This is a genomic window from Stenotrophomonas sp. YJH_SMC_120 (assembly GCF_059368675.1).
Genome location: NZ_JCAFRY010000001.1, coordinates 15,854 through 28,254, shown reverse-complemented (window position 1 = coordinate 28,254; position 12,401 = coordinate 15,854). Strand labels below are relative to the sequence as shown.

The window sequence follows — 12,401 nt, the reverse complement described above, 5'->3', positions numbered from 1 at the left end:
GATGACGTGGCTTGAGACCCGGATCCCGCCGCCGCTGGTGATGCTGCTATGCGCGGGGATCGGCTGGCTGGGGAGCCGACTGTGGCCGGAGGCGGTGTTGCCCCTGCCGATGCGGGCGCTGATGTCAGGCGGGGTGATGGCGATCGGTGTGGCGCTGAACCTGCTGCCGAAGCTTGCGTTCCAGCGGGCGCGCACCACGGTCAATCCGCTGCGCCCTTCGGCATCAAGCGCGCTGGTCACGCGCGGCATGTACCGTTACACGCGCAATCCGATGTATCTGGGCCAGGCAACGATCCTCACTGGCGCAATGTTGTACCTGCAGAACACGATCGCGTTGCTGGCTGTGCCGTTGTTCGTGCTCTACATCACCTGGTTGCAGATCATGCCGGAAGAGCGGGCGTTGCTGGCCCGCTTCCCCGACATGTATCCGATGTTCCGCCAACGAGTGCGGCGTTGGCTGTAGCGGGCATCACCCATTATCGAGAGATCTGGCACTTCACGGCAGCGGAATAGCCTTCGTAGTCATCGCCTGCGATCACGTGCAGGGTGTGGCGCTTGTCAGTGGTCTTCACGTATGAAGGTTCCTGCGTGTTGGCGTGTTCGTTGACCGTGTTCACTGACCACGCTTTGGCCAGATGCGTGGCGTCAACGCCGTTCAAGTAGACGAAGAGGCTCTTCTCGCCCTCGGCCACGTTCACATCGGCACTGGTGACGGTGCCGCCGAACAGGGCGACCGGCTTGTCTTCCGGCTCGAAGGTGCCACCCGGTTTCCTGGCCAGGCCAGCGGCCTGCAGTGCATCGATGGCGTCGGCCTCGCTGAAGTCCGAGCCGGCCTTGCAGGCCAGCAGGGCTTCCAGCGTGGCGGTGCCGGGGGGCGCGATGGCCGGTGCCGCGGCGTGCGTGGCTGGGGTTGCGGCGAGGGTGACGAGGAACAGGGTGAGAGCGACGGGAGCTTTCATGGCAGATCCTTTAATGTGTCGCGGGATAGCCGGTGGCGGGGCGAACAGATCCCGGCCACCGGCCACATTCGGCGTGATGGGTCAGTCGAACCAGACCAGCGGCATGTCGGCATTGAGCGACATGTGGCGGAAATCTCCTAGCACCTGGGCCACGGCCTGCACGGTGTGGCAGCCCGTTCCCAGCGCGGACGATCCCGCGCTCAGGTAGCTGGCGGAGATGGTACGGGTGCTGACCGAGTCCGGTCTGGAGCCCAACTGCTGGGTGCCGAGGCTGCCCACCTGCTGGCCATCGATCTTCAGGAACAGGAACACGCTTCCGCCACCGTCGTTCGGGTCACCCTGCACGCGGGACTTTGTCGAGAAAAGCACCACGCCGTTGTGCCCCTGCGGAATGCAGACCTGGCCCTCGCCAATGACCACCTGCGAGCCCGCTGACGGACAGCCCGGCGCGAAGCCATTGGTCCCGACGCAGACATAGGCGAAGCGGCGGTAGGGGCCTGCGGCGGCGTAGTTGAATCCAGGATTCAACCCCTTTCCGACCACGCCAAAGCCGTTGGACAGCGTCACCAGTCGGGAGTTGGCGCCGAACTTGTACTTTACGTTGTTGGTGTTGGCGTCCTGCGGCTGGTAGTACGGCGATTCGGACGCGACGAAGCTGACAGTGCTGTAAGCCGGCGGATTGACGAACAGGCCTTGCGAATAGAAGGGAGCCTGCGTTTCTGCGCCACTGAAGATGTCATTGATCGACCAGGTCATCGATTCGATGCCGGGCTCCTGCTCGTTCAGGAAAATTCCCATCATGCCATCGCCGTAGTTGCCCCATGCGAACGCGCGGCCGGAAGCCATGGCCACGATGGGGCCACCGGGATTGCCGGCCTGGGCAGTCATCAGCAGCTTGCGGTCCTTGGCCTGCAACGCCATTCCTTCAGGGCTGCCGACGGTATTGAAGTCCAGCTGCGCGGTGTCACTCGGAAGGCTGCTGTTGGTTACCGAGCCTGCAGATGTGATGAGCACGGAAAGGTTGCTGGCGGAGCCGAAATTGACGGCCGAACCGATGGCCTGTCCGGCCAGGTTGACCGTATGGTGTCCGGCGGGCAGGTACTTGGCACCGATGACATTGAAGGAGTGCTGTTGGGCCGATGTCGACTGCCGCCAGTCGATGTAGCTGTCGTTGGAGACCACCTCACCGTTGATGGTGATGTAGGCGTTGGCGGCAGAGCGGCCGCCAGGGAAGTACCGTCCATCCGACTGCACGTATACCCATCCAGGGGCGTTCAGATCGATGGTGCTCGAAAGCAGGGTTGCCGTGCCGGGTTGTACGCGCTGGTCAGCGGCCAGCTGCAGATAGCGGGAGCCTGGCGTGGCAGCGGAAGCCTGCCCCAGTGCCAACGCCACGGCCAAGCCCACAAACAGTGTGATGCGCTTCATCTGATGTCCTTTCAGGTTTCGGGTCACGTCGTGTGACGCAGGGACTCTACTGGATCCGGATCTCAGCTTCTGTGACTGGCTCCCGATGCGGGTGGCATCGGGGAATGTCGGGACAGCAGAGGAAGCGCCATCCTCGGAAAACAAAAAAGCCGGAACTCCATTGACGGGAGATCCGGCTTCTTGCAGCCTCGACAGGCCATACAGATGGTGGAGGTGGGCCCTACCGCAATGTTAACGTAAGTTGTTGATGGCGAAGGTGGTTGATGCTGGTGTTCGAAACCTATACCCCCAGCAATACCCCCACTCTATGCAGCCTTAGCGGGTTCAATTCCATCCCGCTCGGCAACCCTGGCGGCCTGCCAGGCGTCCACCTCGGCCTCGATCCAGCCTACCGCGTTGCCGCCCAGCGGCACGGGCGCCGGGAAGGTTCCGGCGCTGATCCGGTCATAGATCGTGGTCTTGCCCAAGCCCGTGCGGCGCTTGACCTCGGGCATCTTGATGAAAACGAGCGGCTCGGTAGCCATGTTGTCCTCCTTCAGTTCGTGGCCAGCGCAGCGCGCAGCTGCTCGGTGGCCTGGTAAATCTGGCCGCGCAGGCGTAGTACCTCAGCGCGCAGGCGGATCACTTCATCGGCCGCGACCACCAGCTGCTCGCGCAGCACGTCCTTGGCCGGCTGCTTCATGCGGCGCGGTTCGCGGGGGAAAAGCTGGTCAGTCACGCAGCACCTCGCTCGCATAGCCCGAGGTCGGAATTGCAGCCGCCGCCGGCCTGTTCCTGAAAGAACAGGTCGAACTGCCGGCCGCCGCGGCTGGTGCGGCTCCACTCCACCAGGGTGTCGATCCGCGAATAGGTGCCGGGCCGATCCACGTCGGTGGGATCTGTCACGGCGGGGAAGAACGTCGCGCTGCCCCGCTTGTTGGCAGCGGCCACCAGCGCCTCCCAGCTCCGAATCCGGTCGATGTGATCGGGGAACAGGTCGGCGATGTTGCGCAGCTCTGATTTCCGACAGTTGATGCAGGGCATGCATCCGACACGCCCCATGCCGAGGGCATAGAGCGGGTTGGGGGCAATTCCATGCCGGCGGTGCTGGTCCCATACCTGTTGGACTGTCCAATCGAAGATCGGCCGCCACACGTGGCACCCGGACTCATGCCGGTTGAAGCGCGGCTGCTTGGCCCGGTTGGCGGATTCCTCGGCCCGGATGCCGAGCCACTGCAGTACCGGCCCAGCCTTCAGCATCGGCCCGACCACCTGGGTTGTGATGGGGATTGTCTTCAGCTCCTCGGTGCAGAACTGCGCCATGCGCGAGGGAAAGCGCCCCTTGCTGATGCACAGGTCGAGAAACGGGTTGCCCGTCGGCTCATGCAGCGCAGCGGCCTGGCGCACGACCTCATCGGGAATTCCCTGGTCTGGCCACTTCTGCAGGATGTACTCGCGGTGCTGCGCGAGCTGCCGGCTGAAGTCTGCGCGGACGGTTTCGACCGCGGGGCCGCCGGTCTTGTGCGCCAGCTCCGCCACGTAGTCGTAGACGCGCTGATCCTCGTTGCCCGTATCAGCGAACACGGCACGGAATGGCCGGCCCAGCTCGATTGCGCGCAGGTAGACCGCGGTGCTGTCCTTGCCGCCGGAGACGTTGACCAGGTGTTGGATCTTCATCAGGCCACCGCCTTTCGCCAGCACCAGAGCAGCCCATTGCGCGCTGCGCGGCATGCGCGGCTGATCGCCCACAGGGTGGCGATGCCGGCCGCAAACCCGGCCAGGGCGAACACGTGGACCATTGCAGCAGTGAGCAGCTGGTCAGCCATCCGGGTTCTCCTGATCCCGCTGGAACAGTCGGTTGCACTCCTCGCAGTCGCCAGAGACAACGGCAGCGCCATACCAGCTGCCGGGTGGCTCAACGATCACGCCGTCGATGCACTTCTTGTTGGTGCATTTGATGTGCTGGCGGTCAGCCATTGCCCACCGCCTGGCTGTCTGCCAGTCGCTTGCCAGCAGTCCGGATTGCCTGCCCAACGTCGATGGTTTCGCCGACGGCGTCGTAGCTGCAGCCGTCCCACTGCTGGGCGATCTGCTCGATGATCTGCCCCAGGTCCACGGCCTGCGCGGGCGGGCGCTTGGCTTGCTTCGAAGCCTTGCTCCGTGGCTTCCGTCGATGCAACTCGGTCGAGGCATACTTGCTGAATCCAGCCAGATCCCATTCCGCTGGCTCGATGAACGTGGCGTACTGCAACAGGTCGTCAACCCCAACTGCTCGAACGATTTCCGCCCAAAGCACACCGCTATCCTGTGCAGTGACGCATTGGAGCGCCACGCAGATCCCGGCTAGGAATTCGTCGCCTTCGCCATGCTCCCCCACCGTCTGGCGGGTGGCGACTATCAGCTTGCAGTGAACACAGATATGGCCGTCCGGGTGCGCCTCAAACGTGGTGTGGCGGCACTCGGCGCAGTGCTCGGGCGCATCCCCCTGACCGCCCGGGGAGGTATGGGCGGAGAGGGCGGCTTGCCACAGTTCCCATCGTTCCTGTTGCTCTGCCGGGCCGTAGTTTTCCGCATACACGCCGTTATGCATGTCGCGCGTTGGAGCGCCTGTAAGACAGCGAGTCTTAAACTTCTCGCAGTGCCACGCCTCAAACCGCGCCCGCTCGGCCTGATCCCCCAGCCTCACCCTCCCACCGGACTGCACGTCCGCCAGGGTAGCGGGTTCGTGCACAAGCACTGGAACGTCGCCACCATGACCAATCGTGGCAAGTTTCGCAGCGGTTCGCATCGCATCGGGAAGATTGTTCGCCTTTTCAATTGTCACGCCTTCGGCCATCCGGACACCATTGACGTAGCGCGCAAAGCGGAAGACTGGAAGGGTCTTGTTGTCGGTGGTCATGCGGATGCTCCCTTCTTCGTGCGGCTGTCGTGGCCACCCTCGACCACCTGGCGGCGGCTGATGGTGGATCGGTCGATGGGGCTGTTGCCGAGGATCTGGACCTTGCCGCCCGAGCGCAGGAACTGCGCCACGTCGTCGGCGATCTCGGCCCGCTGGCGGTCCTTCTCGGCCTGCGTGACCAGGTCGAAGGTCGGCTGTACGTGGATGCTGGTCACGGATGCGTCTCCTGATGTGCCAGCAGCGGCCAACGGGTGCGGCGCTGCCAGCTTTGGGTGAGGTGGTTCAGTTCGACCTGCAGCGGATAGCGGCGCAGGGGACGCAGCGGGTCGAGCAGGCGGCGCTCGGTGTTCCGGCAGGGCGCGCACGCGGCGGTGGCCTTGCCGTTGATCAGAGGGAAGAAACGGTCCGGCAGCCGGGCCGCGCACTTCGTGCAGGTCTTCATGGCAGGCGAGCCTTCATCAGGTTGGCCCAGGTGAGCGGGTAGGGACCGCGCTTGATCCGGTCGTAGGCCGTGCTGCGCGAGACGTCCAGAATCTCGGCCACCTGCCTGGTGGTGTAGCGCTTGCCCTCGATCACCTGTGCGAACAGCTGGGCGCGGGCTTGGCCGGCACGGCGCAGGCTCTTGGCGTGGCAGGGGTACAGGGCGACGTCCATCAGGCTGCCTGCGCATTGATGTCCGACAGTGGACGCTGCAGGCTGCGGATCATCGCGGCACGCATCGCGTCGACCTGGTCGGCGTCGTACAGCTTCGATCCACGCTCGGTGGCCACCGGGTCGAAGCCGAGCTGACGCAGGCCTTCGGCGTCGATCTTCAGCGGTGCGATCAGATCCACGATCTGGCCGAGCTTGATCCGGACGATCTGCCGCGGGGTGGCGCTCGGCGATGGTGCGCTGGCGGGGGTAGCGGCCTCGGGCTGCGCCGGTGCTGCCTCCGCAACCGGCGCCTGCTGGACCTGTACCGCTTGGGCTGCAGCGGCCGCTTCCTGAGCCTTGGCCTGTTCCTGTTCGCGGATCTTCTCGCGTTCAGCGTCTAGCCGTGCCTGCTCGGCCTGCTGGTGCTCTGCAATGCGCGCCGCGACCAGGTTGCGCAGATCCTCCGGCGCCTTCGTCGCGCACAGCTGGACCCGGTCCGCAAACAGCGTTGCGTGCTCAGCATGCCCGGCGAGGATGGCCACGTTCGCGCGGATCCGCTCGGCCGACTGGCTGGCGTCGACCTTGGCGTTGGCAGCCACGGTGTCCACCGCTTCCTGCATGCTGGCGAACGAGCGCTTGCCCTTCATCGCGTCGCCGATATCGGCAATCAGCGTGGCCGGCATCGGGATGGCGTGTTCGCCGAGCGTCTCGTTGATGGCCAGCACGTGCTGCTGCACCGCGCGGCGGGCAGCGTTGCCGATCTCGGTGCGGCGTTCGTCCTTGCGGGTCTTGACGCGCTTCTCCAGCGCCAGGCGCTTGGAGCGGGCTTCGTCGGCGATCGCGTCGATGGTCTTGAACAGCAGGTCGATGCTCTGGGTCTGGCTGAGGGCGTGCTGCTTGGCGGCCTTCAACTGGTCCTCGATATCGCCGCACCACTTCACGGTCTTCTCGGCATCGGCGAAGTCCTGGTCGCTGACCAGCTCGGTGCTGATGCCATGGAACACGGCGATGGCTTGTTCCTTCCATTCGGCGAGGTTCGATGCGGTGACCATGCCGGTTACCTCGATGCGCAGGGCCGGCATCTGGTCCGGCGCGCGGCCGGCGGCCACCGGCTCGGCCACGGGCGCCGGGTCATAGGCCATCACGTCGGCATCGAACTGGGCCCAGCCGGCCACGATCTTGGCGCGCAGTTCCGGGTTCGGCGTGTACCAGCAGTGGCGCTCCTCGACCAGGTCGTCACCGCTCCACTTCGAAGCCATGAACAGCACGCGCTCAGCGCCGCTGACCATGGCCTGATGCTCCATCTGCACTTGGTAGTGCAGCGGCAGGCAGGCGTCGCCGCCATCCACCGGCATGGCCAGCCGCAGGTCGTCGTTGAGCGACTTGTGCTCGAAGGCTTTGTCCTCCAGCAGGGTCAGGCCGTCGAAGCTGGCCGAGTACTTGCCGTCGACGCCGACGCAGGGATACAGCTCCTCGCCGATGATCCGCTCGGCCAGCGGCCGGGCCAGGTCTTCGAAGCGGTGGCCGTCGGCGAAGCGCTGCAGCGTGGCAGCATCGTGCTCAATGGTCGCGCCGGTGGCGAACTCGCGCAGCAGCTGGCTGCGGGTCTTGTAGGGGCTGCAGCCCATCATGGCCGGCGCGTCGCTGGCGTTGAAGTGGGTAGCGCGGTGGGCGTGCCATTCCGGGGTGCCCTGAATCAGTTCGACGGTGATCATTCGGCAACCTCCTCAGCCACGGCCGGGCCGGCCTGCTGCTCGCTTTCGGGCTTCGCGGCCAGCGCCAGGATCTGCTTCTTCTGCGCGTCGCTGAGCGCGCCCTTGGTCTGCGCCATCGTGATGATCGCGTCGGGCGTCTTCTTGCCGGCCTTGATGGCGGCTTCCCACTGCGGCAGGGCCGCTGCGAAGGCTTCATCCGTGTAGGCCGGCAGCGTCTTGCGCTGGGTTGCGGGCGCGCCCTCGGCAGCGAACGCGTCTTCCGGGGTGGTGTCGCCTTCCTTGATGGCGGTGACGATGCCGCGCAGCAGGACCAGGTGCTCCAGACCGATGTCCTCGACGCCGGCCACGCCCAACTTCGCGCAGACCTGTTCAGCGGTGACGCCGAAGCGCTGGAAGTGGGCGAGGGCATCGGCGCGGCGGTTGGCCAGCGTCTTGATGTCGCCCATGATCACCTTCCGTGCTTCGACGTACATGTCCTCCCAGAAGGCCTTGGGTACACCCTTCAGCACCGCGTTGCGCAGCGCGATGGAGCAGGCCGCGTTGGCGGTCACGCCGATCATGTCGGGCTTGAAGCGGCGGCCCTGGCGGTCCACGATCCGGCGCTGCACCTCGTAGGTGATGGCGACGTTGCGCTCGAGGTCGTGGAAAACGCCCTGGGCGATGATGAACTCGCCCTTGTCATCGATGACGCGAGCGCCGGCGCGGTTGTTACCCCACGCAGAGGCGATCACCTCGGCGAAGCGGGCGGAAGGACCTTCGATGGTCTTGCCGTCGCGCGGCAGCGCATAGACGCACTGCTCAGCGATGCTCTGGCTGAGGGTGACCATCTGGATGGCTTCGTCGCGGAACTTCTTCAGAGAGCGGGGGAAGCGGCGGGCGGTGCTGATCTGCTGCTCGATCTCCGAGCGGTTGATCATCGCGGCCATGCCCTCCTCGGGGACGAGCTGGCCTTCCTGTACGTGGGCATTCATGGAATGGAATCTCCGGCCGGCGCTGGCCGGCGTGCATGGAATAGAGGTGGAGAGGGCCGGTGCTGATCTCCGGCATGGCCTACTGCGGACTTGAACCGCCTTCGCTCGATCTGCTGGCCTAGCAGTCAGGGGACCGCCCCATCACCGGAGTCGAACCGGCACGTGCTTCACCGCGCGCATCAGCCTGCGCATTCCTCTCCGTAGGCGGTCAGGCGGCCAGCTGCTGCTCGGCGACCTTGTGGTACGGGTACTTCTCCGGGAACGGCTTGATGTACGCGCCGAAGTGCTTGCCGATGGATTCGGCGTCCTTGAACGCCTGGAACTCCTCGGCGCTGAAGTTGGCGTAGTGGTAGATCGAGCCGGGGCCACGCGCATCGCCGCTGCCGCGCTTGAAGCAGATGGCGAGGGTGTTGGTGGCGGCGTCGTGGCCGATGCTGTGGATCTGCGAGCTGTCGACGTCGAAGAGCTGGATGCGGCCGGTGGCCGGGGTGGTGCTGGTCATGTTGTGCTCCAGGGCGGGTAGAGGGATGCCCGTCTTTCCGGGCTGTCAGCCCTGCGCCACAGGGGGGAGGCGCAGGGCAGGGGGATCAGGCAGCGAGGTCTTCCTGCTGCGCGGCAGCGCTCGGCGGCGTGAGGGTCAGGCGCACCTCACCGCGGCGCCATGCAGAGATCAGCTCGGCGTCTTCGTCCTCGTCCAGCAGCACCGAGACGGTGAAGCCCATGGCCACGCTGCCGCCTTCGAGCGGCTTCCAGGTGATCTTTTTCACCTTGGCGTCGGCGAAGAACACCGCTTCGATGTGGTCCATCAGGGAGCCGATCGACAGCTCGTAGCCTTCGAACTTGCCGGTGATGTCCTGCTCGCCCAGGAGCGGCAGGTTCAGCGCCACCAGGTCGGTGCTGCCTTCCATCGGCAGGTTCTGCTGCTGGCCCTTGTCGGCCTTCTTCCAGAACGCCGGCAGGATGGCCGGGTCGATGGTGTTGAGGATCGTGTTCGGAGCGTTCAGCGAGAACTTCAGGTCAGCAGCGGCCGCGTCTTCGTCGCCGTGCTTTTCCTTCCGCAGGTTCAGATGCGAGAACACCGCATCGTGTTGATCGAGTTGGAACATCGGTGGTGCCTCTCGTAGGAGCCGGCCGCGCCGGCGGGGATGGTCAGCCGCGCACGCTGCTGGTTGCAGCCCAGCGGGCTTTGGCAGCGTCACGGTCGGTGTGGGCCTGGTGGATCTCGGCGATGCGCAGCGGTACGACGACTGCGGCGAACAGCGCGACGGCGGCCCAGGCGATGCGGAGGCGGCGGCTCACGACAGCACCGCCTGCGCCAGCACAGCGGCCAGCACGCCCAGGCAGAACGACAGGGCATTGGCGACGACGGTGGCCACCACATGGTGGCGCTGATCGCGTTCGGAGGCGGTCATGCGGCGTCCTCCAGATGCCCGGCTTCGAAATCCTTCATCGAGGCGTCCACGCGGCGGGACATGTCGCGGACCAGGTCGGCCAGCTCGCGGAAGTGGGGCAACAGGTGGGCCGGAACCTCCTGCGTCAGGAGGTGGGTTATCACGTGCCGAGCCTGGCTCAGCTTCTCGACCAGCGGGGCGACGTCGCCCTCGCGCTCCAGCTCCGCCGCCACGTGGTCGCAGGCGAACTGGAAGGCCTCGTCGTTCGGTTCGGCCGGTGCACGGCCGTCGTGGCTGCGCTGAGCGGCGCGGGCCAGGTCGTTTGCGGTGCGGACTGCCATGGGTGACCCCGTCTGGATGGCCCGGGTGGGCCGACGGGGCTAAACTATGGCATTCCATAGTCCACTGTCAATGGGATCCCATAACTTTCTCTGACGAGAACAGAAAACCCCGCCGTGGCGGGGTTCAGAGCTGTCGGATCTGTTGCTTCAGCGCTATTGGGCGGAACTGAGCCGCTTCGGGTCGAATCCCGACACGTCGAAGGTCGCCGTAAGTGCGCCTTGGTGGAAGACGTTCACCTCGATCCTTACCGTCTTTGCCTTAGCCAACTGCGATGAGAACCGCTGGAAACCTGGGATGAAGACGGTCTCTGTGCTGTTGTCGGAAGGATCAGTTCCGGTCAGCGTCATGGCAGGGCCTTCGTCGAATCTCACGCGAACGGAGCAATCGCCATAGGAGTGACAAAGGATCTGGCCCTTCTCTATCGAGAACAAGATGTCGTTGCCCCAGCGAGGATGTTTCCTCAACGTCAACCGTGCATGCTGCTTCCCTTGGTAGGGGAACTCAAACTCAAAGCTGTTCGTGCTGGTAACCGATGCAGAGTATCCAGTCTTGCTCGTCATATCGTCCTTGAAGGTCGAATACGACCACTGCTTTCCTATGCTTTCAGCGGCAAGCTTGGCTGCTTCTTGGTTAGCCGTTTCCTGCTGAGCCCGTATCTGCTCAATGAGCTGCTTAGCCTCTGCTGCCTCCGCAGTGGCAGGGTACTTTTCGATCAAGTATTCAGCACGGACCGCCCTAGTGGCGAGAGGTATCGATGGGTCTTTCACGTCTCGGAGCAGGTTCTCCTGCTCGCTCTTCAGCGCGCGGCTCGTTGAATCTCCATCGGTGCTTGCCTTACCTCCGTGGCCTCTTGGCAGGTTAGATAGCACCAGCAGCACAATCACAAGGCCAACGACTACAAGCACAGCTGCTAAGCAGCCGCTGCGGACTGATTTGCCCTTCACTTCTGCTGGCGATTGGTAGCTGGGGATCGATGGGGAATCAAGTGAAGTCTGCGGGTACCCGCAATGAGGGCAAGCGGGTGCGGAATCGCTAACCTTTCCACCGCACTCTCGGCAAACGACCAGTGCCATAAAGTCTTCCTTAAGTAATGAACAAGGGTTCAGTCAGCCCAACCACCTATCCAATGAACACGACCAACTACGGTGATTGGCTCCCTCTTTGAATCCATCGGCCTAGGCTTTTGCCAGTTATGGTCGCCTCGAGGGTTGTCGCTCGCAAAGTAAACGCCTGCTTCCAGCACCATAGCGCGCTTGACGTAGTACTCAGGGTTGGCGGCGCCGTGAACCTGGACAAGGTAGAGCGCTCCGTCCACCACCCTTGTATCTGAGGTGTCAAACAAGATCGCGTCTCCGTCCTCGATGGTCGGTTCCATCGAGTCGCCCTTGCCGTAGTAGACAGCCAGATTGCGTCCATAGATGCCCCTGCGCCTTAGGCTGGTCTTCTTGAACTTGAGGCTGTGGGTCTCCGCATACTCTTCAGCTTCGGCACCTGCCGCACCCAGTCCCACCGCCTGGGAGTAACCTGTGACGTCAGTGTAGTCAGAGTCATCAGGTCCAGCTTCGGCGACCTCCATCGCCCCCTTTCCGGTCTGAAGCCACTTGGCGGAGACCCTGAGAGCCTCTGCAATCTGAGGTAGCTGGGTTGTACCCGCCTGGTCGTTGTTCTCAATGCCAGCAAGCGTCGGGTACTTGATCTTGGCTGCCTCAGCCAATTGAGGCCGAGACAGGCCACGTATCCGGCGAGCTTCCTTAATTCGTTCACCAATCGTGTTCATGACTGCGAGCATTACGGAAACCCATTATGGGATGCCGTTGACATGAAGCTATGGCATCCCATAGTCTTGGGCGACCCAACAGGAACGCGCACATGGAAATCACCTGGGCAGACCGAATCAAAGCGCTCGAACAGCGCGGCTGGTCCCTGACCGAAATTGGCCGTGCCATCGGCAAATCGCCTCAGACCGTGAGCGACATCAAACAGGGCAGGACTAAAGAGCCGGGCGGCATGGCTGCCGTCCAGCTCCATCACCTCTATGCAACCGGCGCTAAACCCGCCGGAGCCGCAGCCTGAGATGGCCGTCG

Annotated in this window: 21 protein-coding genes; 2 read left to right on the top strand and 19 right to left on the bottom strand. The window is 64.1% G+C overall.

The window, feature by feature from the left end; all coding sequences use genetic code 11:
* The first annotated feature begins 1 nt into the window (after position 1).
* A complete protein-coding gene (locus tag AC5P60_RS00235; protein WP_108270155.1) occupies positions 2-463 on the top strand; it encodes a methyltransferase family protein in 462 nt (153 codons plus the stop codon).
* A 13-nt stretch (positions 464-476) separates the two neighbouring features.
* Here the strand turns inward: AC5P60_RS00235 and AC5P60_RS00230 are convergent, their stop codons facing one another.
* The 19 genes from AC5P60_RS00230 to AC5P60_RS00140 form a co-directional block, all read right to left on the bottom strand.
* Complete coding sequence (locus tag AC5P60_RS00230; protein ID WP_043035468.1) at positions 477-959, bottom strand: hypothetical protein; 483 nt, start codon at positions 957-959, stop codon at positions 477-479.
* Between the two features lie 81 nt (positions 960-1,040).
* Positions 1,041-2,531 (bottom strand): hypothetical protein, encoded by a 1,491-nt coding sequence (locus AC5P60_RS00225; RefSeq protein ID WP_133050682.1) that lies wholly within the window; start codon positions 2,529-2,531, stop codon positions 1,041-1,043.
* Between the two features lie 161 nt (positions 2,532-2,692).
* Positions 2,693-2,911: a helix-turn-helix transcriptional regulator gene (locus AC5P60_RS00220; RefSeq protein WP_065183319.1), complete on the bottom strand. Its 219-nt coding sequence runs from the start codon at positions 2,909-2,911 to the stop codon at positions 2,693-2,695.
* Positions 2,912-2,922: 11 nt separating this feature from the next.
* On the bottom strand, positions 2,923-3,105 hold the full coding sequence (locus AC5P60_RS00215; protein WP_242898971.1) for a hypothetical protein: 183 nt from the start codon (positions 3,103-3,105) through the stop codon (positions 2,923-2,925).
* Positions 3,102-4,043: a phosphoadenosine phosphosulfate reductase domain-containing protein gene (locus tag AC5P60_RS00210; protein WP_242898970.1), complete on the bottom strand. Its 942-nt coding sequence runs from the start codon at positions 4,041-4,043 to the stop codon at positions 3,102-3,104. The genes AC5P60_RS00215 and AC5P60_RS00210 overlap by 4 nt, the downstream gene beginning before the upstream one ends.
* Positions 4,043-4,192, bottom strand: coding sequence for a hypothetical protein (locus tag AC5P60_RS00205; RefSeq protein WP_242898969.1), 150 nt, complete (start codon positions 4,190-4,192; stop codon positions 4,043-4,045). Before AC5P60_RS00205 ends, AC5P60_RS00210 begins: the two co-directional genes overlap by 1 nt.
* Entirely contained in the window at positions 4,185-4,343 is a 159-nt protein-coding gene (locus tag AC5P60_RS00200) for a hypothetical protein (RefSeq protein WP_242898968.1), read from the bottom strand. Before AC5P60_RS00200 ends, AC5P60_RS00205 begins: the two co-directional genes overlap by 8 nt.
* Positions 4,336-5,265, bottom strand: a complete 930-nt coding sequence (locus AC5P60_RS00195; protein WP_242898967.1) for a hypothetical protein — start codon at positions 5,263-5,265, stop codon at positions 4,336-4,338. Before AC5P60_RS00195 ends, AC5P60_RS00200 begins: the two co-directional genes overlap by 8 nt.
* A complete protein-coding gene (locus tag AC5P60_RS00190; RefSeq protein WP_111113529.1) occupies positions 5,262-5,480 on the bottom strand; it encodes a hypothetical protein in 219 nt (72 codons plus the stop codon). The genes AC5P60_RS00195 and AC5P60_RS00190 overlap by 4 nt, the downstream gene beginning before the upstream one ends.
* Positions 5,477-5,707 carry a hypothetical protein gene (locus AC5P60_RS00185; RefSeq protein ID WP_242898966.1) on the bottom strand — a complete coding sequence of 77 codons (231 nt, stop codon included), beginning with the start codon at positions 5,705-5,707 and terminating at the stop codon, positions 5,477-5,479. Before AC5P60_RS00185 ends, AC5P60_RS00190 begins: the two co-directional genes overlap by 4 nt.
* Entirely contained in the window at positions 5,704-5,919 is a 216-nt protein-coding gene (locus AC5P60_RS00180; protein WP_242898965.1) for a helix-turn-helix domain-containing protein, read from the bottom strand. Before AC5P60_RS00180 ends, AC5P60_RS00185 begins: the two co-directional genes overlap by 4 nt.
* Positions 5,919-7,613, bottom strand: a complete 1,695-nt coding sequence (locus AC5P60_RS00175; protein ID WP_242898964.1) for a YqaJ viral recombinase family protein — start codon at positions 7,611-7,613, stop codon at positions 5,919-5,921. Before AC5P60_RS00175 ends, AC5P60_RS00180 begins: the two co-directional genes overlap by 1 nt.
* A complete protein-coding gene (locus tag AC5P60_RS00170; RefSeq protein WP_242898963.1) occupies positions 7,610-8,584 on the bottom strand; it encodes a hypothetical protein in 975 nt (324 codons plus the stop codon). Before AC5P60_RS00170 ends, AC5P60_RS00175 begins: the two co-directional genes overlap by 4 nt.
* Positions 8,585-8,792: 208 nt before the next feature.
* On the bottom strand, positions 8,793-9,086 hold the full coding sequence (locus AC5P60_RS00165) for a KTSC domain-containing protein (RefSeq protein WP_242898962.1): 294 nt from the start codon (positions 9,084-9,086) through the stop codon (positions 8,793-8,795).
* An 85-nt stretch (positions 9,087-9,171) separates the two neighbouring features.
* Positions 9,172-9,690 carry a hypothetical protein gene (locus AC5P60_RS00160; protein WP_153855836.1) on the bottom strand — a complete coding sequence of 173 codons (519 nt, stop codon included), beginning with the start codon at positions 9,688-9,690 and terminating at the stop codon, positions 9,172-9,174.
* Between the two features lie 43 nt (positions 9,691-9,733).
* A complete protein-coding gene (locus AC5P60_RS00155) occupies positions 9,734-9,883 on the bottom strand; it encodes a hypothetical protein (protein WP_180836300.1) in 150 nt (49 codons plus the stop codon).
* A gap of 109 nt (positions 9,884-9,992) precedes the next feature.
* The gene (locus AC5P60_RS00150) at positions 9,993-10,316 is read right to left on the bottom strand and encodes a hypothetical protein (RefSeq protein ID WP_242898961.1); all 324 of its coding nucleotides are present in this window, start codon (positions 10,314-10,316) and stop codon (positions 9,993-9,995) included.
* Positions 10,317-10,469: 153 nt separating this feature from the next.
* Positions 10,470-11,201: a hypothetical protein gene (locus AC5P60_RS00145; RefSeq protein WP_495201659.1), complete on the bottom strand. Its 732-nt coding sequence runs from the start codon at positions 11,199-11,201 to the stop codon at positions 10,470-10,472.
* A 218-nt stretch (positions 11,202-11,419) separates the two neighbouring features.
* Positions 11,420-12,094, bottom strand: coding sequence for an XRE family transcriptional regulator (locus tag AC5P60_RS00140; RefSeq protein WP_242898959.1), 675 nt, complete (start codon positions 12,092-12,094; stop codon positions 11,420-11,422).
* 92 nt (positions 12,095-12,186) lie between these two features.
* Between AC5P60_RS00140 and AC5P60_RS00135 the strand changes: the two genes are divergently transcribed.
* Positions 12,187-12,390, top strand: a complete 204-nt coding sequence (locus AC5P60_RS00135) for a helix-turn-helix domain-containing protein (protein ID WP_088470458.1) — start codon at positions 12,187-12,189, stop codon at positions 12,388-12,390.
* The last annotated feature ends 11 nt before the right edge of the window (positions 12,391-12,401 follow it).